The organism is Occultella glacieicola (genome assembly GCF_004353825.1).
GTDB classification, from domain to species: domain Bacteria; phylum Actinomycetota; class Actinomycetes; order Actinomycetales; family Beutenbergiaceae; genus Occultella; species Occultella glacieicola.
Genome location: NZ_SMNA01000003.1, coordinates 213,180 through 234,764 on the forward strand (window position 1 = coordinate 213,180; position 21,585 = coordinate 234,764).

At 71.5% G+C, this 21,585-nt stretch carries 20 protein-coding genes; 11 read left to right on the forward strand and 9 right to left on the reverse strand.

Annotated features, from left to right (window positions below):
• Positions 1 to 16: 16 nt before the first annotated feature.
• Positions 17 to 1,603, reverse strand: coding sequence for a malate synthase A (aceB, locus tag EXU48_RS06605; protein ID WP_133106851.1), 1,587 nt, complete (start codon positions 1,601 to 1,603; stop codon positions 17 to 19).
• A 198-nt stretch (positions 1,604 to 1,801) separates the two neighbouring features.
• Between aceB and EXU48_RS06610 the strand changes: the two genes are divergently transcribed.
• The 3 genes from EXU48_RS06610 (at position 1,802) to EXU48_RS06620 (ending at position 5,232) form a co-directional block, all read left to right on the forward strand.
• The gene (locus EXU48_RS06610) at positions 1,802 to 2,560 is read left to right on the forward strand and encodes a class I SAM-dependent methyltransferase (protein ID WP_133106852.1); all 759 of its coding nucleotides are present in this window, start codon (positions 1,802 to 1,804) and stop codon (positions 2,558 to 2,560) included.
• Entirely contained in the window at positions 2,557 to 3,516 is a 960-nt protein-coding gene (locus EXU48_RS06615) for an NAD(P)-dependent alcohol dehydrogenase (protein ID WP_133106853.1), read from the forward strand. Before EXU48_RS06610 ends, EXU48_RS06615 begins: the two co-directional genes overlap by 4 nt.
• Before the next feature lie 285 nt (positions 3,517 to 3,801).
• Positions 3,802 to 5,232, forward strand: a complete 1,431-nt coding sequence (locus EXU48_RS06620) for an 8-oxoguanine deaminase (RefSeq protein WP_207947643.1) — start codon at positions 3,802 to 3,804, stop codon at positions 5,230 to 5,232.
• 106 nt (positions 5,233 to 5,338) lie between these two features.
• Here EXU48_RS06620 and EXU48_RS06625 read toward each other — a convergent pair whose 3' ends face one another.
• The 4 genes from EXU48_RS06625 to gatC form a co-directional block, all read right to left on the reverse strand.
• Positions 5,339 to 5,875: a GNAT family N-acetyltransferase gene (locus tag EXU48_RS06625; protein ID WP_235856879.1), complete on the reverse strand. Its 537-nt coding sequence runs from the start codon at positions 5,873 to 5,875 to the stop codon at positions 5,339 to 5,341.
• A 134-nt stretch (positions 5,876 to 6,009) separates the two neighbouring features.
• The gene (gatB, locus tag EXU48_RS06630; protein WP_133106856.1) at positions 6,010 to 7,512 is read right to left on the reverse strand and encodes an Asp-tRNA(Asn)/Glu-tRNA(Gln) amidotransferase subunit GatB; all 1,503 of its coding nucleotides are present in this window, start codon (positions 7,510 to 7,512) and stop codon (positions 6,010 to 6,012) included.
• A complete protein-coding gene (gene gatA / locus EXU48_RS06635; protein ID WP_133106857.1) occupies positions 7,509 to 9,023 on the reverse strand; it encodes an Asp-tRNA(Asn)/Glu-tRNA(Gln) amidotransferase subunit GatA in 1,515 nt (504 codons plus the stop codon). The genes gatB and gatA overlap by 4 nt, the downstream gene beginning before the upstream one ends.
• Positions 9,020 to 9,319 carry an Asp-tRNA(Asn)/Glu-tRNA(Gln) amidotransferase subunit GatC gene (gatC, locus tag EXU48_RS06640; protein WP_133106858.1) on the reverse strand — a complete coding sequence of 100 codons (300 nt, stop codon included), beginning with the start codon at positions 9,317 to 9,319 and terminating at the stop codon, positions 9,020 to 9,022. Before gatC ends, gatA begins: the two co-directional genes overlap by 4 nt.
• Before the next feature lie 144 nt (positions 9,320 to 9,463).
• Here gatC and EXU48_RS25385 point away from each other — a divergent pair, with 144 nt between their 5' ends.
• The 3 genes from EXU48_RS25385 (at position 9,464) to EXU48_RS06655 (ending at position 11,434) form a co-directional block, all read left to right on the forward strand.
• On the forward strand, positions 9,464 to 10,513 hold the full coding sequence (locus EXU48_RS25385) for a DinB family protein (RefSeq protein WP_328591628.1): 1,050 nt from the start codon (positions 9,464 to 9,466) through the stop codon (positions 10,511 to 10,513).
• A gap of 16 nt (positions 10,514 to 10,529) precedes the next feature.
• Positions 10,530 to 10,895: a VOC family protein gene (locus EXU48_RS06650; RefSeq protein ID WP_133106859.1), complete on the forward strand. Its 366-nt coding sequence runs from the start codon at positions 10,530 to 10,532 to the stop codon at positions 10,893 to 10,895.
• A gap of 176 nt (positions 10,896 to 11,071) precedes the next feature.
• Positions 11,072 to 11,434, forward strand: coding sequence for a hypothetical protein (locus tag EXU48_RS06655; protein ID WP_165962710.1), 363 nt, complete (start codon positions 11,072 to 11,074; stop codon positions 11,432 to 11,434).
• A 127-nt stretch (positions 11,435 to 11,561) separates the two neighbouring features.
• On the opposite strand, the gene EXU48_RS06660 is transcribed toward EXU48_RS06655, so the two are convergent.
• From EXU48_RS06660 to EXU48_RS06670, 3 genes are all read right to left on the reverse strand, one after another.
• On the reverse strand, positions 11,562 to 11,813 hold the full coding sequence (locus EXU48_RS06660; protein WP_328591629.1) for a type II toxin-antitoxin system PemK/MazF family toxin: 252 nt from the start codon (positions 11,811 to 11,813) through the stop codon (positions 11,562 to 11,564).
• Complete coding sequence (locus EXU48_RS06665) at positions 11,810 to 12,013, reverse strand: ribbon-helix-helix domain-containing protein (RefSeq protein WP_133106860.1); 204 nt, start codon at positions 12,011 to 12,013, stop codon at positions 11,810 to 11,812. The genes EXU48_RS06660 and EXU48_RS06665 overlap by 4 nt, the downstream gene beginning before the upstream one ends.
• A 91-nt stretch (positions 12,014 to 12,104) precedes the next feature.
• The gene (locus tag EXU48_RS06670) at positions 12,105 to 12,992 is read right to left on the reverse strand and encodes an AraC family transcriptional regulator (RefSeq protein WP_133106861.1); all 888 of its coding nucleotides are present in this window, start codon (positions 12,990 to 12,992) and stop codon (positions 12,105 to 12,107) included.
• A 95-nt stretch (positions 12,993 to 13,087) separates the two neighbouring features.
• Here EXU48_RS06670 and EXU48_RS06675 point away from each other — a divergent pair, with 95 nt between their 5' ends.
• The 5 genes from EXU48_RS06675 to EXU48_RS06700 all read left to right on the forward strand — a co-directional run bounded on the left by EXU48_RS06675 (position 13,088) and on the right by EXU48_RS06700 (position 21,157).
• Positions 13,088 to 16,537: a DUF5107 domain-containing protein gene (locus EXU48_RS06675; protein ID WP_133106862.1), complete on the forward strand. Its 3,450-nt coding sequence runs from the start codon at positions 13,088 to 13,090 to the stop codon at positions 16,535 to 16,537.
• A complete protein-coding gene (locus EXU48_RS06680) occupies positions 16,534 to 17,832 on the forward strand; it encodes a cellulase-like family protein (RefSeq protein WP_133106863.1) in 1,299 nt (432 codons plus the stop codon). Before EXU48_RS06675 ends, EXU48_RS06680 begins: the two co-directional genes overlap by 4 nt.
• Positions 17,833 to 17,962: 130 nt before the next feature.
• Positions 17,963 to 19,276, forward strand: a complete 1,314-nt coding sequence (locus EXU48_RS06685) for an ABC transporter substrate-binding protein (RefSeq protein ID WP_133106864.1) — start codon at positions 17,963 to 17,965, stop codon at positions 19,274 to 19,276.
• Between the two features lie 110 nt (positions 19,277 to 19,386).
• Entirely contained in the window at positions 19,387 to 20,253 is an 867-nt protein-coding gene (locus EXU48_RS06695; protein WP_235856880.1) for a carbohydrate ABC transporter permease, read from the forward strand.
• Between the two features lies 1 nt (position 20,254).
• A complete protein-coding gene (locus EXU48_RS06700) occupies positions 20,255 to 21,157 on the forward strand; it encodes a carbohydrate ABC transporter permease (RefSeq protein WP_133106865.1) in 903 nt (300 codons plus the stop codon).
• A 7-nt stretch (positions 21,158 to 21,164) separates the two neighbouring features.
• On the opposite strand, the gene EXU48_RS06705 is transcribed toward EXU48_RS06700, so the two are convergent.
• Positions 21,165 to 21,545: a VOC family protein gene (locus EXU48_RS06705; RefSeq protein ID WP_133106866.1), complete on the reverse strand. Its 381-nt coding sequence runs from the start codon at positions 21,543 to 21,545 to the stop codon at positions 21,165 to 21,167.
• Positions 21,546 to 21,585 lie beyond the last annotated feature (40 nt).

The following is a 21,585-nucleotide window of genomic DNA, read 5'->3' on the forward strand; positions in this document are numbered from 1 at the left end:
GATTCTGTCGGTCCTCTCAGGGCATGCGTTCGTAGGCGGGCAGGGTGAGGAAGTCGGCGTAGTCGTCCGCGACGGCCACGTCCAGGAACGTCTGGCGGGCCTCGGCGTAGTCGGCCGGGGCGCCGTCGAGCTTGTCGACCTCCTCCGTCACGAGGCGGTCGATCAGCTCGCGGGTCACCGTCTCGCCGCTGTCCGCGAGGACGATGTCGTTGTGCAGCCACTGCCACACCTGCGAGCGGGAGATCTCGGCCGTAGCGGCGTCCTCCATCAGGTTGTTGATGGCGACCGCGCCGAGCCCACCGAGCCAGGCGTGCAGGTACTGGATGCCGACCGAGATGTTCGAGCGCAACCCCACCTCGGTGACGTCACCCGGCGTCGCAGCCACGTTCAGCAGGTCCGCGGCGGTGACGGTCACGTCGTCGCGGGTGACGTCGATCTGGTTCGGCCGGTCACCGAGAACGCCGGTGAAGACCTCCTGGCAGAGCTCGACCATGCCCGGGTGGGCCACCCAGGATCCGTCGAAGCCGAGGTTCGCCTCGCGGGTCTTGTCCGCGCGCACCTTCTCGAAGGCCGCCTCGTTGACCTGCGGGTCACGCGAGGGGATGAAGGCCGCCATGCCGCCGATCGCGTGGGCGCCGCGCTTGTGGCAGGTCTGCACGAGCAGGTCGCAGTAGGCCTTCATGAACGGCACCGTCATCGTCACGGAGTTGCGGTCCGGGAGCAGGAACTCGGTGCCGCGGGTACGGAACGACTTGATGACCGAGAACATGAAGTCCCAGCGGCCGGCGTTCAGTCCCGCGGAGTGCTCGCGCAACTCGTAGAGGATCTCGTCCATCTCGAACGCCGCGGGGTAGGTCTCGATCAGGACGGTGGCGCGGATGGTGCCCCGGCCGATGCCGAGCGCGTCCTGCCCGATCAGGAAGGCGTCGTTCCACAGCCGCGCCTCGAGGTGGGACTCCATCTTCGGCAGGTAGAAGTACGGACCGAGACCCTTCTCGATCTGACGCAGGCCGGCCGTGGCCAGGTAGAGCGCGAAGTCCACGAGGCTGCCGGAGACGACCTCGCCGTCGACCGTGATGTGCTTCTCGGGCAGGTGCCAGCCACGCGGGCGGACCACGATCGTGGCGAGCGCGTCGTCGCTCTTGAGTGCGTAGGACTTGCCCGTCTCTGCCGTGAAGTCGATGGTGCGGTTGATGGCGTCGAGCAGGTTGACCTGGCCGCCGATCACCGAGGTCCAGTGCGGGGTGTTCGCGTCCTCCTGGTCCGCCAGCCACACCTTCGCCCCGGAGTTGAGGGCGTTGATGGTCATCTTGCGGTCGGTCGGACCGGTGATCTCGACGCGCCGGTCGACCAGACCCGGCGCGGCCGGCGCGACCCGCCAGGAGTCGTCGGCGCGGATGTGGGCGGTCTCGGGCAGGAAGTCGAGGGTGCCGCCCTCGGCGAGGGCGCGAACGCGCTCGGTGCGCGCGGCGAGCAGTTCCAGCCGCCGGGCGCCGAGTTGGCGATGCAGGCTCGCGATCAGTTCGAGGGCCGGGGTGGTGAGGACCTCCTCGGCCCGCTCGGGGAGATCGCCGATGATCTCGAGGCCGGACACATCGCTCATGGGAAGACTCCTTCTTCGGGCGTGGCCTAGCAGACTGTTCGAGCATGCCAAGGCCGGAAAGGTGCGGCAATCGGGTGCGACACTTCCGCTGCGCGGAATTGCGATTCCTTTGGATGATAGCAGCGGGTGATTGTCACGCGTCGGCTCGTCCAGGGGTCGCCCTTGCCCTCACTGGCCCCGGGCCCGGAGGATGGCCGAATGGACCCCGCGGACTTCTACACCGGGCTCGTCGCCGATCTCTATGGTCCGCTGCGCTCGGTGCGGCAGACCGCGGCGCCCTACGAGAACTTCAACCTCGAGAGCGGCGAGCCCGCGCTTGAGCTCGGCTGTGGCGACGGCGACCCGCTATTGGAGCTGCGCCGTCGAGGTCTGGACGTCGACGGCGTGGACTCCTCCGCGGACATGCTCGCCCGGCTCCGGGCGCGGGCAGAGGACGCCGGTCTCACGGTGGCCGTGCACCACCAGCGGATGGAGGACCTCGACCTTCCCCGCCGGTACCGCTCGATCTTCCTGGCCGGCCCCACGTTCAACCTGCTCCCCGACGACGAGACGGCGGGGCGCGCCCTGACCCGGATCCGCGCCCACCTCGCCGAGGGTGGCACCGCTCTGGTGCCGCTGTTCATCCCCGACCCGGTGCCCGCATCGGCGATCGGGACGGCGAGCGAGAGCACGACCGCTGACGGCGCCCGGCTCCGGTGCACCACCGTGGCCGGCACCCGCGACGAGGAGCGACGGACCCAGCGCACCGCGTTGCGTTATGAGCGGGACTCGCCGTCGGGCGCTCCGGACGTGCTCGAGCGCGACTGGCTGCTGCACTGGCACACCACAGCGGGTTTCACCCGGCTCGCCGAGGCCGCGGGTCTGCGAACCGCCGCGGTCCGGACGTCGGACGGTGAGCCCGCCGCCCCGGACGCCACATCGTTCACGTTCTGGCTCACGGCGGAAGGAGACTCATGAGGGCCGTCCGCTACGACCGATACGGGCCACCGGAGGTGCTCCGCATCGAGCAGGTGCCGGAGCCCACGCCGGGGCGCGGACAGGTGTTGGTGCGGGTGGCCGCGACGTCGATCAACCTCTCCGACTGGGAGTGTCTACGCGGCCGGCCGGCCTACGCCCGGCTCGGTGGCCTGCGTCGGCCGGTGCGAACACCGGTGCTCGGCTCGGACATCGCCGGATGGGTCGAGGCGGTCGGACCGGATGTCACCAGGTTCCGCGCCGGCGACGAGGTGTACGGGGACAACCTCGCCCTCAAGGGCGGCTTCGCCGAGTACGCCGTGGCGCCCGAGGGTGCGCTGGCGCTCAAACCTGCGGACCTGAGCTTCGCGCAGGCCTCGAGCCTGCCCCAGGCGGGTGCCATCGCCCGGCACGCGACGTCAGCCGTCCGCCGCGGGGACCGGGTCCTGATCAACGGCGCCGGCGGCGGCTCGGGGATGTTCGCGATCCAGTTCGCAGCCGCCGCGGGAGCCCACGTGACGGGGGTGGACAACGCAGGCAAGCTCGACTTCATGCGCTCGCTCGGGGCCGCCGACGTGCTCGACTATCGCGCGCAGGACTTCACCCGGACCGGGCCCTATGACCGCATCGTCGACCTGGTCGCCCATCGGTCGCCGTTCGCGTATCGGCGGGCCCTGGCCCGGGGTGGCCGCTACGGCATGGTCGGCGGCGGCGTTCCGACCATGATCGGGGTGGGGACCGTCGGAGCCATCGCGGCTCTCCTCACCGGCCGCCGGCTCGGGATCATGGCGGTGCCGTCCGGGCCGAAGCACTTCGAGCCGGTGGCGCAACGATGCGTCGACGGTGAGGCCACGATCAGGATCGACCGCACCTTTCCCCTCCTCGACGTCGCCGACGCATTGACCTACGTCGGCACCGGACGCGCCCTGGGCAAGGTGGTGGTGGACGTCGCCTCCTGACGCGCCCCACGTCGTCGAGAGTGTCGTCGTGCGGCCGATCGCGTCATTGAGCCGCTGATCAGCACCCTCGGCGGGGCGGCACTTCGGCGAGCGCGCCGTCCTGCGGCTCATGGGCCGGTTCTGCCGCAGAACCGCACCCGCGGTCGCCGGTCCGGGCCCTTGACCGGGCCACGGGGACCGGTGGTAGCGTCCCGGGCACCGGCACGAGGCGACCGTGAGCCCCTTCGGGCTCCGGCCCGGCGCCGGTTCCTGGATCAGCAGACAGGACCTCACTGAGCTGGCGGCATGGTCGCCGCCCGTGGCCGCGCCGTTCGTCCGAACCGAAAGGCGAGTCGCGTGAGCACCCTCTGGCTATCCCACCCGCAGGCCATCTTCACCGGCAGCAGTTCCGCCGCAGGGGCCGACTCCGGCCGATCCGCCGCCGGCGGTGTGGTCGTCGACACCGGGACCGGCACCGTCGTCGAACTGGTCGCCGCCGGTGCTCGGCCGGCCACGGCCCCGGACGAGACCTTCGATGTGTCCTCGCACGTGCTCATCCCGGGCCTGATCAACACCCACCACCACTTCTACCAGACCCTCACCCGGGCCTGGGGGCCGGTCGTGAATGTGCCGCTGTTCCCGTGGCTGGTGAACCTGTACCCGGTCTGGGCCCGGCTCACCCCGCGCGCGCTGGAACTGGCCACCACGGTGGCGATGGCCGAACTGCTGCGCTCGGGCTGCACCACGGCGGCCGACCACCACTACCTGTTCCCGGACGGCATGGAGGACTCGATCGACATCCAGGTCGGTGCCGCGCGGGCCCTCGGCATGCGGGCCACGCTGACCCGCGGGTCGATGACCCTCGGCGAGAAGGACGGCGGTCTGCCCCCGCAGTCCACCGTGCAGGATCCGGACGTCATCCTGGCGGACTCCCAACGGTTGATCGACCGCTACCATGAGCGCGGCGACGGCGCGATGATCCAGATCGCCCTGGCGCCATGCTCACCGTTCTCGGTGACCACGCAGATCATGGCCGACAGCGCCGAGCTCGCCGCCGCCAACGACGTCCGCCTGCACACCCACCTTGCCGAGACCATCGACGAGGAGGACTTCTGCCTCGAACGGTTCGGGATGCGCACCGTCGACTACCTGGACTCGGTCGGTTGGCTCTCCGAACGCACCTGGCTCGGGCACGGCATCCACTTCGACGACGACGAGATCGCCCGCCTCGGCGGCGCGCGCACCGCGGTGGCGCATTGCCCCACGTCCAACATGCGCCTGGCGTCGGGGATCTGCCGGGCGGTGGAACTGGAGGATGCCGGGGTGCCGGTGGGCATCGGCGTGGACGGCTCGGCCTCCAACGACGCGTCCAACATGATCCTCGAGGTCCGTCAGGCGATGTACCTGCAGCGGCTTCGCTACGGCGCGGATCAGGTCACCACCGAACGCGCACTGGGCTGGGCCACGACCGGCTCCGCCCGGGCGCTGGGCCGCGAGGACATCGGGGAACTCGCCGTCGGCAAGCAGGCCGACCTGGCCATGTACCGCCTCGACGACCTGCGCTTCTCCGGCAGCCACGACCCCCTGTCCGCGCTGCTGCTGTGCGGCGCGGACCGCGCGGACCGGGTCATGATCGGCGGCACCTGGAGGGTCACCGGCGGCGAGATCACCGGCCTGGACGTGCCCGCGCTGGTCGCCGAGCACAGCGAGCTGGCCCGCGCGCTGGTGGCTGGCTGAGCGCGGGCCGTCGACATCGCACCTGCCACCTCGAACTCGGACCACGCGCATGTCCGAACTCAGAGCAGCACGTGCGATCTCAGCGAAACGGGTCGGCGCGGGGCGGTCAGCGCCAGCCCGCGCTCGCGACGGCGTACTCGTCCTCCAGCACGCCCATCAGGATCGCGTCGTAGTAGCGACCGGAGTCCAGGTAGGACTCGCGGATCCGGCCCTCCACCACGAAGCCGAGCGACTGGTAGAGCGCGGCAGCGCGCGGGTTGATGCTGAGCACCTCGAGCCCCACCCGGTGCAGGCCGAGCCCGGCCCCGTCCGGACCCACGAACGCGAACGTGAGCACCAGCATGATCGCCTCGCGCCCGTACCCGCGTCCACGGTGACCGGGGTTGGTGAGCAGCCGGATCTCGGCGCGGCGCGATGCCGGGTCGACGTCCTCGAGGGCGATCGCACCGACCATCAGGCCACCGTCGGTGCACATCGCCCAGTCGTAGCGGCCCTCGAGCTCGGCGGCCCCGGCGGCCCACTCGGCGATCTCCTCGCGGGTGCGTCCATCACCACCGCCGGTCTGCTGCCGGCCCTCCGGGTCACTGACGCCGATCCAGAGGTCCTCGGCATCGGCGGCCCCGATCGGCCGCAGCGTGACCATCTCTCCCGGAAGCGTCGGAACCGCCCAATCGACACCCGGCATGGCACTCCCCATCGCAGTCATCGGCGAGCCCGGCCGCGCCCCACTGCGCGCCTCGGCCTCACCTCCGACGCTAGCACTCGCGTGCCCGCGGTTCAGCCGAGGCGCTCCATGATCAGTTCCCGGACCCGGCCGGCGTCCGCCTGACCGCGGGTGGCCTTCATGACCGCCCCGATCACGGCGCCGATCGGGCCGAGGTTGCCGGACCGGATCTTGTCGGCGATGTCCGGCTGGGCGGCGAGGGTCTCGTCGATGACCGCGAGCAGCGGGCCGTCGTCGGAGACCACCTCGAGGCCGCGGGCTGTGACGACGTCCTCCGGGGACCCCTCGCCGGCGAGCACGCCCTCGAGGACCTGCCGGGCCAGCTTGTCGTTGATCCGACCGGACTCCACGAGAGCCTGCAGCTGCCCGATCTGCTCGGGCGTGACCGGAAGCTCCTCGAGCGCCACGCCCTCGGTCTTGGCGGTGCGGGCCAGCTCGCCCATCCACCACTTGCGGGCTGCGGCCGGGGACGCCCCGGCGGCGATGGTCGTCTCGATGATCTCCACCGCACCGGCGTTGACCACGTCGCGCATCTCGGCGTCGGCGTAGCCCCACTCCTCGCGCAGCCGGCGCCGGCGCGCGACCGGCGCCTCCGGCAGGCTCGCTCGGATCTCCTCGATCCACTCCCGCGGCGGCGCCAGCGGCACCAGGTCGGGCTCGGGGAAGTACCGGTAGTCGTCCGCGTCGGACTTGACCCGGCCCGAGGACGTCGAACCGGTGTCCTCGTGGAAGTGCCGGGTCTCCTGCAGAACGGAACCTCCACCGTCGAGCACCGCGGCCTGCCGCGACACCTCGTAGCGGACCGAGCGCTCGATGGAGCGGAACGAGTTCACGTTCTTGGTCTCGGTGCGGGTGCCCAACGGCACGTCCGGGGATGTGCGAAGGGACAGGTTCACGTCCGCGCGCACGTTCCCGCGCTCCATCCGCGCCTCGGAGACCCCGAGGGAGCGGAAGATGTCCCGCAGCGTCTGCACGTACACCCGGGCGATCTCCGGCCCGCGGGTGCCGACGCCGGTGATCGGGCGGGTGACGATCTCCACGAGCGGGATGCCGGCCCGGTTGTAGTCCACGAGGGAGTACTCCGCGCCATGGATCCGCCCGGTGGCGCCACCGACGTGCGTGTTCTTGCCGGCGTCCTCCTCCATGTGGGCCCGCTCGATCTCCACGCGGAAGACCTCGCCGTCGTCGAGCTCGATGTCGAGGTGGCCGTCGAACGCGATCGGCTCGTCGTACTGGGAGGTCTGGAAGTTCTTCGGCACGTCCGGGTAGAAGTAGTTCTTCCGGGCGAACCGGCAGGTCTCGGCGATCTGGCAGTTCAGGGCCAGGCCGATCCGGATCGCGTACTCCACGGCGGTGCCGTTCACGACCGGCAGGGCGCCGGGCAGGCCGAGGGAGACCGGGGTGACCGAGGTGTTCGGGACCTCGCCGAAGGAGGCGGGGGCGTCGTCGAACATCTTCGTGGCGGTGCCGAGCTCGACGTGCACCTCGATGCCGAGGACGGCGTCGTAGCGGGCGATCGCGTCGTCGTAGTCGACGAGTTCGTCGGTGACACTCATGCGTTGACCTCGAGTTCCGGGGCGCGGGACAGCAGCGGGGCGCCCCACTGGGCGAGCAGCAGGGATTCCAGGGCGGCGCCGACACGGTAGAGCCGCTCGTCGGCGCGGGCCGGGGCGAGGATCTGGAACCCGACCGGCAGGCCGTCGTCGGACAGCCCGCTCGGCAGGGACAGGCCCGGCACACCGGCCAGGTTCGCCGGGATGGTGGCGACGTCGTTGAGGTACATCGCCATCGGGTCGTCGACCTTGTCCCCGAACTTGAACGCCGTGGTCGGCGCCGTCGGGGAGACCAGCACGTCCGCCTGCGCGAACGCGGCGTCGAAGTCCCGCTGGATCAGGGTGCGGACCTTCTGGGCGCTGCCGTAGTACGCGTCGTAGTAGCCCGCCGAGAGGGCGTAGGTGCCGAGGATGATGCGGCGCTTGACCTCGTCCCCGAAGCCGGCGCCGCGGGTCGCGGCCATCACCCGCTCGGCCGTGACCGGGCCCTCGGTGGGCTCGACCCGCAGGCCGAACCGCATGCCGTCGAACTTGGCCAGGTTCGAGGAGGCCTCCGACGGCAGGATCAGGTAGTACGCGGCGAGCGCGGCCGTGAAGCTCGGGCAGGAGACCTCCACGATCTCCGCGCCGGCGTTCGTGAGCAGCTCCAGGCTCGCCTCGAAGCTGGCGCGGACGCCAGGCTGGTAGCCCTCGCCGCCGAGCTCGGTAACGACGCCGACCTTGAGGCCGGTCAGGTCGCCGGTGGCGCCCGCCCTCGCGGCCTCGGTGTATGACGGCGCCCGCTCGCTCAGAGAGGTCGAGTCACGTGGGTCGTGGCCGCCGATGACGTCGTGCAGGAGCGCCGAGTCGAGCACGGTGCGGGTGCACGGGCCGGCCTGGTCCAAGCTGGAGGCGAGCGCGATCAGCCCGTAGCGGGAGACGCTGCCGTAGGTGGGCTTGACGCCCACGGTGCCGGTGACGGCGGCCGGCTGGCGGATCGAGCCGCCGGTGTCGGTGCCGATCGCCAGCGGCGCCTCGAACGCGGCGACCGCGGCGGCGGAGCCACCGCCCGATCCGCCGGGGATCCGCCCCAGATCCCACGGGTTGCGAGTGGGCCCGTACGCGGAGTGCTCCGTGGAGGAGCCCATCGCGAACTCGTCCATGTTCGTCTTGCCGAGGATCGGCATCCCGGCGGCGCGCAGCCGCTCGACCAGGGTCGCGTCGTACGGCGGCACCCAGCCCTCGAGGATCTTCGAGCCGGCCGTGGTGACCTGACCCTTGGTGACCACGACGTCCTTGACTGCGATCGGTACGCCGGCCAGTGCGGGCAGGTCCTCGCCGGCGGCGCGGGCGGTGTCCACCGCGACCGCGGCGGCGAGCGCCTCGTCGGTGTTCGTGTGCAGGAAGGCGTGCACGGCGCCGTCGACGGCGCCGATCCGGTCCAGGTGCGCCTGGGTGACCTCGACGCTGGAGACCTCGCCGGCGGCGAGCCTGGTGGCGAGTTCGGCCGCGGTCACGCGGGTGAGGTCGCTCACTGCTCCTCCCCCAGGATCTGCGGCACCAGGAACATGCCCTCCTCGGCGGCGGGCGCCTGGGCGAGCACCTCGTCCACGGGCAGGGTCCGCCCGACCACGTCGTCCCGCAGCACGTTCGTGAGCGGGATCGGGTGGCTGGTGGCGGGGACGTCGTCGCCGGCCACCTCGCTCACGGTCGCGACGGCCTGGACGATGACGTCGAGCTCACCGGCGAGGCGGGTGATCTCGTCGGGAGCGAGGTCGATTCGGGCGAGCGCGGCAAGGCGCGCGACCTCATCGGAATTGATGGTGGACATGGCCGCGAGTCTACCCAGCGGCCGGCACCCGCCCGCCCCACGCGTACCAGCCGCCACGAGCGCGCGGTTCTGCGGCGGATCAGGCCCGTGAGCCGCAGATCAGCACGTTCGTGAGGCCGCGGTGGGGCGTCTACGGTTGTGTGCGTGAGCGAGAACGGCATCGTGGGAGACGACAAGGACTGGACCTGGGTGCTCGACCGCCCGTGCCCGGACTGCGGGCTCGAGGCCGGGGCGATCATGCTCGAGGACGTCCCGGGCGCGATCCGGGCGCAGATCCCGCTCTGGCCCGAGGTGCTGCGCCGCCCCGACGTGCGCGAGCGGCCCGACCCGGGCACCTGGTCCACGCTGGAGTACGCGGCGCATGTGCGCGACGTGTTCGAGGTGTTCGCCGGCCGTCTGGACCTGATGCTCACGCAGACCGACCCGCTGTTCCCGAACTGGGACCAGGACGCCGCCGCCCTCGAGGGCCGCTACCGCGAGCTCGAGCCGCACGACGTCGCCCTGGAACTGCAGCGCCGCGGCGCCTCGCTGGCCTCCGACTTCGACGCGGTCACCCCCGAGCAGGCGACCCGCTCCGGGCTGCGCAGCAACGGCTCGGTGTTCACGGTGCTGACCCTCGCGCAGTACCTGCTGCACGACCTGGTCCACCACGCCTGGGACATCACCCATGGCCGCCCCGGCCACGAGCGGAGCGGGGACCTTCCCCCCGAGCCTGTGGTGGGTGCCAACGGTGCGGTCGTCGCGACCGGGAAGGACCCGGCCGACGGCGGCCCGGGTGTGGTCGGGGCCGGTTCCGTCGACGAAGGGTCGGCCGGGGCCGGCCAACCGGACGGCGCGCAGGGCGCGGACACCCCCGATCGGCAGGCGGAGGCCGATGAGCCGGCGGAGGCTGAGCCGGACAAGAAGGACCTCCCGCCCATCCAGCGGTTCGCTCACCGGCACCGGTTGGCCGTCGGCCTGACCCTCGGAGTGATCGCGCTCGCGCTCGCGGTGCTGTTCGCCGTCGCCACGCCCGACTCGGACGGAGGCGGCTTCTCGGGCTTCGTCACCCGGTGGGCCAGCTCACTGTGCTGGCTGCTGGTGTCCGCAGTGGCGGTCTCCTGGGGTCTGCGAGCCCGTCGCAGCACGACGAACGGCCTCGCCTGGCTGGGGATCGCCTGCTACGCCTGCTACCTGTTCTTCCGGGCGGGGTGAGGCGGATACTGGCCGGATGGACCCTGAGCCGGTGCTCCGCGCCGTCGACTGCGTGACGATCCCCGTCCCCGACCTGGACACCGGCCTCGCGTTCTACGCGAACTCCCTCGGCCACGAGCTGCTCTGGCGCGACGAGACCACCGGGCAGGCCGGCCTCCGGCTCCCGGACACCGAGACCGAGCTCGTCCTGACCGCCACCGCGCCCTACGCGCCCGCCTGGCTCGTCGACGCCGTTCCGACGGCCGTGAACAGCCTCGTCGCGGCCGGCGCCACCGTGCGCCGGCCGGTCACCGAGATCCCGGTCGGGCGGCTGGCCGTGGTCACCGACCCGTTCGGCAACGACCTCGTGCTCCTGGACCTCTCCACCGGCCGTTACCGGTGATGCGAACTCTCGAGGTGCGCCGCCATGCACTGACGAAGAAGGGACCGGCGCGCGGGGCCGGGTCCGTGCTCTCCGCTGAGGGCGTCAGGCGGGCTCGGCACCACGGCGAGTCTCTTCCCGAGGCCGGCTATGTCCTGACCGGTCCCGACCGGCGCCATGTCGAGACCGCTATCGCGATGGGTTACGCAGTGGACGAGATGGTCCCCTGGCCGTCGGGATACCTCACCGGCGTCGTCGAACACCACGACCAGTGGCGCTGGGAACGCCCCTTCGAGCGATACGCCGACCTCCTGGAGTCGAGCAGGTCCCTCCGGGGCGTCGCGCAGACGCACCTGGCGCACTGGCTCCGGGCCGTCGGGCGGGTCGATCGGGGCGGGATGGCGCTGGTGGTCTCATCGGGAGGTTCGATCGAACCCGTGCTCGTCGCGGCAGCACCGGATGGCGACCACGCCGGCTGGGGACCAGCCCTCCAGCACCTCCAGGGCGCCACCTTGAACTTCGACGGCGACACCTGCGTCAGCGTGACGATTCGGCGCTGACCCGGCCAGGACCGGTGACGAGGGCCGAGGATCGACGGCGATGCGCAGCACGCGACCGCCGCGCCCGGATCACACGAGTCCGAGGTAGTGGATCACCGCCTGCTCGACCAGGGTCATGTCGTCGTGGTCAGACGGGCTCACCGACGAGATAGTCGGTGTCCACCGTCCGGATCTGGTCGACGAGCAGCAGGGTCTGCCGACCGTCGATCAGGAGTTCCGGGCGGAACGTCGCCGGGCCGGCGCTCGTCGACGTGGGCACGATGGTCGCGACCGACCAGTTCATCTGAGAAGGCGAGAGCACGAGGCCGAGTCTGCGACCGCCTTGCTCGTAACCACGCGGCGCACCGAGGTCGACCCGACAGACGGCGCCACGGATCACCAGGCATCCGGTTCGTCGTTCAGATTCTCCGAGCGCAGCGTCTCGGAGTCCGAACGGGCCTGATCCAACCAGTGCTCGTGTGCCACCAGGTGCAGGCCGCGCCGAAGCACGTCACTGGTGGAGATTCCCCGGCGGGCGAGATCCTCCAGGAGTCGTCGTTCCTCGGCGGAGGGGCGGAAACCCACGGTGCTCTGCGACATAGCACGCAGCCTGGAACCATGTTCAACACTTGTCGAACATCGACACGTGTGGTTGCTGGCGATGCATGGATCCGGACGCAGACCGAGGCCCTCACACCACGTGGTCGGCCCGGGACGCCTTCCGGAACTGGGACGGGCTCGAGCCACTCACGGCCCGGAACTGCCGGGAGAAGTAGAACGCGTCCGGGTACCCGACCTCGCGGGCCACCTCGGCCACGGTGAGGCTGGTGGTCATCAGCAGCACCCGGGCTCGGGCCATCCGGATGCTCTTGACGTACTCCAACACACCGCCGCCGGTGGCGCGCCGGAACAGCGCCGCGAGGTGTGAGGCGCTCAGGCCCACGTGGGCTGCCACCTCGGGCACCCGCACGGGGGCGTCGAGGTGTTCGAGCAGGTACTCGCGCGCCCGCTGGACCGGACCGGCGTCGCTGCGGGGGCCCGCGAGGCGGTCGGCCCCGATCTGCGCGAGCGCGTTCCAGGCGGCACCGGCCGCGGCCATCAGGACCGGCCGGGTCTCGTCCCGCTCGAGCGCCTGGACCACCTGTTCCACCGTGTGCACCACCCGCGTGGGATCGTGCAGGTCGACGACCGCATGACCGGCCCGGCCGGTGATCGGGCCGAGCAGGGCCGGCACATCGGACCCGGCGGCGTGGAACCACCACAGCGTCCAGGGATCGTCACGGTCGGCGCGGTACAGGTGCGGCGTGCCGGGCGCCAGCACGAGGGCCTGACCGACCCCGATCGCCTCGGTCGAGCCGCCGACATCGCACCAGCCACGGCCCTCGATGCACACCAGGACCACGGCCTCGGGCGCACCCTTCGGCCGGGAGCGCCCATGGTTGGCGGCGTGCGGGAAGTACCCGGCATCGGTGGCCAGCAGCCGCTCCGTGAGCCCGGCTCGCAGGGCCGAACCGACCAGCGGACGCGGCAGCACCCGCATCCGCTGCCCCGGGAAACCGTCCCTCGTGTACGTCGCCATGGGGCAAGCCTCCCACCGAGTCGTCATCGAATCGTCCAGGAACTCCGGCCGATCCGACATTCCCACACCGGCCCCGGCCTGCCTACCGTCGAGTCATGCTCACAGCCGAGCCGCTGCTCGAACTCCCGGACCGCCCCGCCGACCAGGCTGGCGCCGCCGTCGCCGTCTGGCGCGAACCCCTGACCATGCGCACCTACCTGCCGGCGCCGCCGTCCGACCTGCCCGCCTACCTCGACTCCCGCGTCTACCAGGGCTCGTCCGGGCGGGTCTACCCGCTGCCGTTCCACGATCGGATCGCCTCGCAGCCGCGCGCGCACGACTGGGATGCCGTGCACCTGGAGAACGAGTGGATCCGGCTCCTCGTGCTCCCCGAGCTCGGCGGCCGCGTCCACCTGGCGATCGACCGCACCACCGGGCACGACCTGTTCTACGGGAACCCCGTGATCAAGCCGGCCCTGGTGGGTCTGGCCGGCCCCTGGATCGCCGGCGGCATCGAGCTGAACTGGCCCCAGCACCACCGGCCCGCGACCTTCCTGCCCACCGACGTCGAGATCGAGCACGAGGCGGACGGGTCGATCACCGTGTGGTGCTCCGACCATGACCCGTTCGAGCGGATGAAGGGCATGCACGGGATCCGGCTGCGGCCGGGCCGCTCCGCCATCGAGCTGCGGGTCCGGCTCTACAACCGCACTCCGCTCACCCAGACCTTCCTGTGGTGGGCGAACGTGGCGGCCCGTGCCGACGCCGACTACCAGTCGTTCTTCCCCGAGGACGTCCACGTCGTCGCCGACCACGCCAAGCGGGCGGTCACCGCCTTCCCGGCCGCCGACCGCCCCTACTACGACATCGACTACCCGTCCCGCAGCGACCGCACGTTCACCACCGCCGACGGAGAGGTCGTCACCGGCGACCGGATCGACTGGTGGGAGAACATCCCGGTCCCGACGTCCTACATGGTCACCCACAGCGCCGAGGACTTCTTCGGCGGCTACGACCACGCCGCCGGCATGGGCTTCGCGCACGTGGCCGACCGCCAGCTCGCGGTCGGCAAGAAGCAGTGGACCTGGGGCAACTCGGCGTTCGGTCGGGCCTGGGGCCGCAACCTGGCCGACGACGACTCCGCCTACGTGGAGCTGATGGCCGGGGTGTTCACGGACAACCAGCCCGACTTCGCCTTCCTCGCCCCCGGTGAGACGAAGGTGTTCGAGCAGTGCTGGTATCCGCTGCCCGCGATCGGCCCGGCCGACCGGGCGACGGCGGAGGCCGCGGTCCGTATCGACGTCACCCCCGGTGGTGCTCGGGTCGGCGTCGTCACCACGGGCCTCCGACCCGGGTGTCGTATCGAACTGCTCGACGGCGACGGTCGCGTCGTCGCGGAGACCGTCACCGACATCGATCCCGGCACGCCCGCGCTCTGGCAGGCAGACCTGCCCGACGGCGTCGCCGCCCAGGGTCTCGGGGCCCGGGTGGTCCAGGGTGGCGTCGTACTCGTCGAGTACACCCGCCCGCGGCCGGAGACGAGTGCGGGACCGGACGTGGCGGCGGACGAGTTCGCGGCCGTCGCCGCGCGCGAGCCCGAGGCACCCGGGGAGGTGGCGAGCGTGGAGGAGCTCCTCGACATCGCCGGGCACCTGGAGCAGTACCGGCACGCCACCCGCTCCCCGGAGCCGTACTGGGCGGAGGCACTGCGCCGCGACCCCGGCAACGCGGCCGCCCACACCGCCGTCGGCATCCGGCGGCTACGGCAGGCGGCGCTGGCGGACGCGGAGGATCACCTGCGCGCGGCCGTCGCGCGGCTGACGGAGTTCCACCCGACCGCCCCGGACGCGACCGCGCTCTATCACCTGGGTCTCGTGCTGGCCCTGTCCGGACGCGGCCAGGAGGCCTACGACTCGTTCGGCCGGGCCTCCTGGAACCGGCCGTGGCGGGCACCGGCCGGCTACCAGATGGCTCGCCTCGACGCGGCCGCGGGCCGGACGCCGGCGGCGCTGCACCGGCTCGCCGACGTGCTGCGCACCGAGCCCGAGCACCTGCAGGCCCGCACCCTGCGGGCCCGCCTCCTCGGCGACCGGGGACGGCCGACGACGGGCGTCCCCGTGCATGACCCGGGCGACGCCGAGGCGGGCCTCGCCGAGGTGGCGGCCGTCACCTCGCTCGACCCGTTGCACTGGTGGACCCGCGACGTCGCCGGGGCGGATCTCACCTGCGACGCCCAGACCTGCCTCGACGTCGCCCTCGAGTACGCCGGCATCGGCGCCCTCGACGAGGCACTACGGGTCCTCGGCGTGGCCCTGGACCGTGACCACGACCGGGTGCCCGGGCAGCCCGCCGCGGCCCCGCTGCTGCACCTGCACCGCGCCGGGATCCACGCCGCGCGCGGGGACACCGACGCCGAACGTCGCGACCTCGACGCCGCAGATTCCTCCTCGCGGGCCTGGTGCTTCCCGGGCCGCCTGCTCGACGCCGTCATGCTCACCCGCACGCTCGCCCGCCATCCCGGGCAGCCGACCGCGCTGGCCCTCCTGGGCCACTGGCTGTACGCGATGGGCCGCACCACGGACGCCCTCGAGGCGTGGCAGGCGTCGGTCGCCGCGGACCCGACGGACCCGGTGGTGCACCGCAACCTCGGCCTGGCCCTGGTGAACCTCCGCGGCGACCTCGACGGCGCCCGGGCTGCCTACGACCGGGCCCGCACGCTCGCTCCCGGGCACGCCCGGCTCCTGTTCGAGAGCGACCAGCTGGACCGGCGCCGGGCCGTCGACCCGGCGCACCGCCTGGCCACCCTGGAGTCCGCCCGCGATCTGGTCACCGAGCGCGACGACCTGACCGTCGTCCTCGCCAACCTCCTGATCACCTCCGGCCGCGCCGACGAGGCGTACGACCTGCTCGCCGGTCGTGGGTTCCAGCCCTGGGAGGGTGGCGAGGGCGAGGTGCTGCGGGCCTGGGAGCGCGCCAGCACCGTGCTGGCCCGGCGGGCCCTGGCCGCTGGCGAAGCCACTGCCGCCGCGACGCTGATCGCCGGTGCCCTCGACTCCCCCGCCGGACTCGGCGAGGCCCGGCACCCGCTCGCCACCACGGCCGGACTCCACCTGCTCGCCGGCGACGCCGCGAGCGCCGCCGCAGACGCCCCCGCGGCGCGGCGGGCGTGGGCGCTCGCCGCGGCCCAGGTCGGCGACTTCCGCACGATGAGCGCCTCCCGGCACAGCGAGGCGACCTACCACTCGATCCTGGCGCTGCGCCGGCTCGACCGACCGGCCGAGGCGGAGCAGCTGACCGCGGACCTGGCCGGCTACGTCGAGGAGGAGGCCGGCACCCCGGCCCGGATCGACTACTTCGCCACCTCCTTGCCCCAGCTCCTGCTGTTCACCCCCGACCTGGACCTGCGCAAGCACCAGCGCCTGGAGTTCCTGCGCGCCCAACTGGACCTGCTCGCGCAGAACGAGACATCCGCCGTCGGGCGGTTGCAACGCCTGCTCCGCGACGTGCCGGACCATCCCGACGCCCACGACCTGCTCAGCACCGCCACCGAAGGAGCTCGACCGTGACCGAGACCTACCACCCGGTACCCAGGCCGGCCCACCTCCCCGAGAAGCTCACGATCACGCTCTGGGACTTCTCCTGGTTCGTGCGCACCGGCGCCGGCGAGCCGTTCGCCGACCTCGACGCCGCGTTCGCCGGGGCCGTCGAACGCGGCTACAACACGATCCGGATCTGCGCGATGCCGTACCTGCTGTTCGGCTCCGGCCTGGACACCACCGAACTGCGGCTGGGACCGCTCGGCGGTGGCTACGCCCAGCAGGTGCGCTGGTACGACGTCGGCGCCGAGACCACCATCGACGCCCGTGAGCACCTGCTCGAGCTGTTCCGGGCCGCGAAGCGCCACGACTGCTTCGTGATCGTCTCCTCGTGGGAGTACCAGCAGAGCCCGGCGTTCGCCGCGGACCCCGACTGGTACCGGGCCCTGCACGCCATCGATCCCGAGGACCGGGCGGTCGAACTCGCCCGCGCACACGCGGCCCTGGTCGACCTCCTGGCCTCCCGCGACCTGGCCGACCGGATCGCCTTCGTCGAGTTGCACAACGAGGTCCAGATCGGCCACCTGACCGCGGGCCTGCTCCTCGACGGTGAGCCCGCCACCGGCGACGACGCGATCATCGCCCTGACGCCCCGGCTCGAACGTGGCCTGGCCGCCTTCCACGAGCTCCAGCCGGAGGTACCGGTCACCGTGAACTACGCCCACGTGCCGGTCGCGGTGATGCGGTCCATCCCGGAGAACCTGGACGTGCTGGTCCTGCATCCCTACATCTACGGGGTACTGGAGGCGCTGATCGAGACCTACGGCATGCGCGGCCCGATCGAGGACTTCCCGCAGGAGGCCGCCCGGGCCGACCTGCTCCGCCCGGGCGCCCCGGACCTGCGCGACTGGGGGCTGCCGCCCGAACACGCGTGGCGCCTCGACGCGATGATCGTCGCCAAGCCGGAGATCTACGTACACGACTGGGCCGACGCAGCCACGATCGACCGCTGGCTCTACGACCACTACGGCGAACACCGGCTGGCGATGGGCCAGAAACTGACGCTCTGGCTCGAGGTGGCCGCCGACCACGCCCGGCGGCGCGGGCTGCCGCTGGTCTTCGGGGAGGGCTGGGTCGGGTACACCCCGCTGCACGGAACGTTCGAGGAGGGTCCGGTCGGCGCCCAGATCTGCCGGTTCGCGATGACGGAGTCGGCACGGGTCGGCGCCTGGGGATCGATCGTCTGCTCCAACGCGGCACCGCAGCACCCGATGTGGGAAGACGTGTCCCTGCAGAGGGAGGCGAACGCCCTCTTCACCGGCTGAGACCCAGCACCGAGAAGTCCACAGCGCACCACGAGTCACCCACCGATCACGACACAGCACCCTCACTGGTTCGACCGACCGGCCGGCCACCCCTAATCAGCGCCAACGACGGCGCACCGGAGGTTCTGAGATGAGCACCACATCCCACTTCACCCGCCGAGGTTTCCTGCTCGGCGCCACCGCCCTGGGCACCGGCGGGCTGCTGACCGCCTGCATCGGCTCCGGCGGTGGGTCCGATGATGAGACCGGCGGTTCCGGCGACGACGGTTCCTCCGGCGCCGGCGCTGCGGTGACGCTGCAGTCGTCGCTGTCCGACCCGGCGCCGAAGGCGGCCCTGGAACAGGTGGTGGCCGCCTACGACGGCGACGTCACCCTGAACACGGTCGCGATCGAGCAGTTCCGGGCGCAACTGTCGACGTACCTGACCTCGAACAACCCGCCCGACGTGCTCACCTGGTACGCCGGGTCGGTGGCGCGCGACTACGCCGCCGAGGGGCTGCTCCTGGACGTCTCCGACCTGTGGACCGGTGACGGCGCGTGCGCCGGGTTCTCCGAGGCCCTGAAGTCGCTGTCCACGGCGGAGGACGGCACCCAGATCTTCGTGCCCACGAACTACTACTGGTGGTCGATCTTCTACAAGAAGTCCGCGTTCGAGCAATGGGGCGTGAGCGTCCCGGAGACCTGGGACGACTTCCTCGCCCTCTGCGAGACCCTCAAGGGCCAGGGCGTGAGCCCGCTCGCCAACGGGATCGGATCCACCCCGTGGATGGCCTCCGGCTGGTTCGACTACCTGAACCTGCGCATCAACGGCGCGACCTACCACCGCGAACTCCTGGCGGGCGAGCATGCGTTCACCGACCCCGAGGTGGAGGCCGTGCTCACCGAGTACGCCAAGCTGATCCCCTACTTCGACCCGAACATGGCCTCCTACTCCCACCAGGAGGCCGTCACCCCAATGATCCAGAACTCCTCGGCCATGTACCTGATCGGGGCGTTCGTCACCCAGTTCTTCCCCGAGGACCAGCAGGACGACATCGACTTCTTCTCGGTGCCGCCGATCAACGAGGACGTGCCCAGTGCCGAGGAGGCGCCCACCGACGGCTACTTCGCGAGTGCGAACACCGCCAACCTCGAGGGCACGAAGGCGCTGCTGAGCTACCTGGCCTCCGCCGAGGCGCAGCAGCAGTTCATCTCCGAGTCGGCATCCTCGAACCTGCCGACCAGCCCGGACGTGGACAGCTCCGGTTTCACCCCGCTGGTCCAGAAGGGCATCGAACTGCTCGAGAACACCGAGGAGATCACCCAGTTCTTCAACCGGGACTCCTCCGACGCCCTGCAGAGCACCGCCGATGACGCGCTCACCCGGTTCCTGGCCGACCCCTCGGACATTCCGGGCATCCTCGCGGGCTGGCAGGCCGCCGCCGAGCAGGTCTGGAACCAGTGAGTTCGCCGGGCGCCGCAGTGGTCGGGTCGGCCGGACCCGCCGGTCCCGCAGGGCCGGCAGGGCCGGCCGGGCCGGCCGTGCCCGCCGGTCCTGCCCCACGGGGGCGCTCGGTGCTCCGGCGGGTCCCGTGGGTGGTGTGGCTGTTCCTGCTGATCCCGCTGGCCGCCGAGGTGTTCTGGGTGTTCTGGCCGGCCCTGAACTCGTTCTCGCTGTCGCTGACCCGGTGGAACGGCATCGGCGCGGCCGAGCCGGTGGGCCTGGGCAACTACGTGGACCTCTGGAACGACCCGATCTTCCGGACCGCGTTGCGCAACAACGTGATCTGGGTGGTCGGGTTCGGTGGGCTCTCGGTGCTCGGCGGCCTGACCCTGGCCGTGCTGCTGAACCGGCCCGGCCGGGGCATCGGGATCTACCGCAGCGCCATCTACCTGCCGATGGTGTTCTCCCTCGCGGTCACCGGCCTGTTCTGGCGGGTCATGTACCAGCCCGCGGGTCTGGTGAACACGGCCCTGGGAGCGGTCGGCCTCGGGTCCTGGGAGCGCCAGTGGCTCGCCGACCCGGACGTGGCCCTGTACGCGGTGCTGATCGCCGCCGTGTGGCGCCAGGTCGGCTACATCATGGTGCTCTATCTGGCCGGTCTGAAGGGCGTGGACCCGGCCCTCGAGGAAGCCGCCGCGATGGACGGCGCGAACCGGCGTCAGCGGTTCTTCTCGATCGTGATGCCGCAGCTGAGGGGCGTGAATGCCGTGGTGTTCGCGGTCACCGTGATCGACTCGCTGCGCACGTTCGACATCGTCTGGGCGATGACCCGCGGCGGCCCCTACAACAGCACCCAGCTGCTGAGCACCTACATGTTCGAGCAGGGCTTCACCCTGGTGAACCTCGGCTACGGCTCGGCGATCGCGGTGGTCATCTTCGCTCTCGCGATCGTGTTCATCATCACCTACCTGGTCCGTTCGATCCGGCAGGAGGACTGACATGAGTACCGCCACCACCCCGCTCGCCCGACCCGCCCCGGACCCCGGTGCGGCGAAGGACCGGGCCCGCCGCCGCCGTCGGGCGATCGGCTCCCGGTCGCCGTGGTTCCACGTCTTCATGATCCCGTTCACGCTGGCCTGGATCACCCCGATGGTGTTCGTCCTGGTCGTCGCGTTCCGCTCGTTCGACGACCTCGTCTCCCGTGGCCTGTCCGCGCTGCCCGCGTCGCTCAGCCTGGAGGGGTTCGCCACGGCGCTGTCCGCGGGTGGGATCGCCGGCTCTCTGCGCAACAGCGTGATCGTGACCGTGTTCGCGGTGGTCGCGTCCCTGTTCCTGGCGTCGATGGCCGCCTACGCGCTGAGCCGGTACCGGATCCCGCTGCGGAACGCGATCCTGCTGGTCATGCTCGCGGGCAACCTGCTGCCCCCGCAGATCCTGCTCATCCCGGTCTCGAAGATCGCGGAGGGCCTGGGCATCTACGACACGCTGCTCGCGCTGATCGTCGTGCAGGTCGGCTTCGGGCTCGGGTTCTACACGTTCGTGCTGCACGGGTTCATGCGCTCGCTGCCGGACGAGGTGTTCGAGGCGGCCCGGATCGACGGTGCCGGTCCGATCCGCATCTACGCCCAGATCGTGCTGCCGCTGTGCCGTCCCTCGCTTGCGGCCCTGACCGCGCTCGCCACCACGTGGATCTTCAACGACCTGATCTGGGCGATGACGGTGCTGCGCACCGAGACGAACTTCCCGATCACGGCGGCGCTGCTGAACCTGCAGGGCGGGTTCGTGAGCCAGTGGAACGTGGTGGCGGCGGGTTCGATCATGGCCGCGGTGCCGACGGCGATCGTGTTCTTCATCTTCCAGAAGCAGTTCGTCTCCGGCCTGATGGTGGGGACCAGCAAGTGACCGGTGCTCAGGTCGCCGGGTTGTCGGTGCACAGGCCGACGAGCCGGCCACCGGGGTCGACGATCTGGGCCCACCAGCCCATGTCCCCGCCGACCTCCTCCCGGGCGTTGCGCACGGTGCCGCCGGCGGCCTCGGCGGCAGCGAGCGTGGCCTCCAGGTCGGCCACGTTGACGTAGACGCGGATGCCGTCCGCGGTGGCGAGCTCGGGAGCCTGCCAGAGTCCGCCGATCAGGTCGGCACCGTTCAGGATCCCTTCGTAGCCCTCGCCGAACGGGGTGAACGTCCAGCCGAGCACGGCGCCGTAGAAGGCCTTGGCCTGCTCCAGGTCGGTGACCGGCAGTTCCCACCAGGTCACGGTGTTCAGCGGCGCGGACGTCGGTTCGCTCATGATCGGTCTCCTCTGATCGGATCGGCTGCCCCAGCCTGAC

Coding starts and splice junctions, on each gene's coding strand:
- aceB (WP_133106851.1), bottom strand. CDS start 1,603: ATGAGCGATGTGTCCGGCCTCGAGATCATCGGCGATCTCCCCGAGCGG.
- EXU48_RS06610 (WP_133106852.1), top strand. CDS start 1,802: ATGGACCCCGCGGACTTCTACACCGGGCTCGTCGCCGATCTCTATGGT.
- EXU48_RS06615 (WP_133106853.1), top strand. CDS start 2,557: ATGAGGGCCGTCCGCTACGACCGATACGGGCCACCGGAGGTGCTCCGC.
- EXU48_RS06620 (WP_207947643.1), top strand. CDS start 3,802: ATGGTCGCCGCCCGTGGCCGCGCCGTTCGTCCGAACCGAAAGGCGAGT.
- EXU48_RS06625 (WP_235856879.1), bottom strand. CDS start 5,875: ATGGTCACGCTGCGGCCGATCGGGGCCGCCGATGCCGAGGACCTCTGG.
- gatB (WP_133106856.1), bottom strand. CDS start 7,512: ATGAGTGTCACCGACGAACTCGTCGACTACGACGACGCGATCGCCCGC.
- gatC (WP_133106858.1), bottom strand. CDS start 9,319: ATGTCCACCATCAATTCCGATGAGGTCGCGCGCCTTGCCGCGCTCGCC.
- EXU48_RS06650 (WP_133106859.1), top strand. CDS start 10,530: ATGGACCCTGAGCCGGTGCTCCGCGCCGTCGACTGCGTGACGATCCCC.
- EXU48_RS06655 (WP_165962710.1), top strand. CDS start 11,072: ATGGGTTACGCAGTGGACGAGATGGTCCCCTGGCCGTCGGGATACCTC.
- EXU48_RS06665 (WP_133106860.1), bottom strand. CDS start 12,013: ATGTCGCAGAGCACCGTGGGTTTCCGCCCCTCCGCCGAGGAACGACGA.
- EXU48_RS06670 (WP_133106861.1), bottom strand. CDS start 12,992: ATGGCGACGTACACGAGGGACGGTTTCCCGGGGCAGCGGATGCGGGTG.
- EXU48_RS06675 (WP_133106862.1), top strand. CDS start 13,088: ATGCTCACAGCCGAGCCGCTGCTCGAACTCCCGGACCGCCCCGCCGAC.
- EXU48_RS06685 (WP_133106864.1), top strand. CDS start 17,963: ATGAGCACCACATCCCACTTCACCCGCCGAGGTTTCCTGCTCGGCGCC.
- EXU48_RS06700 (WP_133106865.1), top strand. CDS start 20,255: ATGAGTACCGCCACCACCCCGCTCGCCCGACCCGCCCCGGACCCCGGT.
- EXU48_RS06705 (WP_133106866.1), bottom strand. CDS start 21,545: ATGAGCGAACCGACGTCCGCGCCGCTGAACACCGTGACCTGGTGGGAA.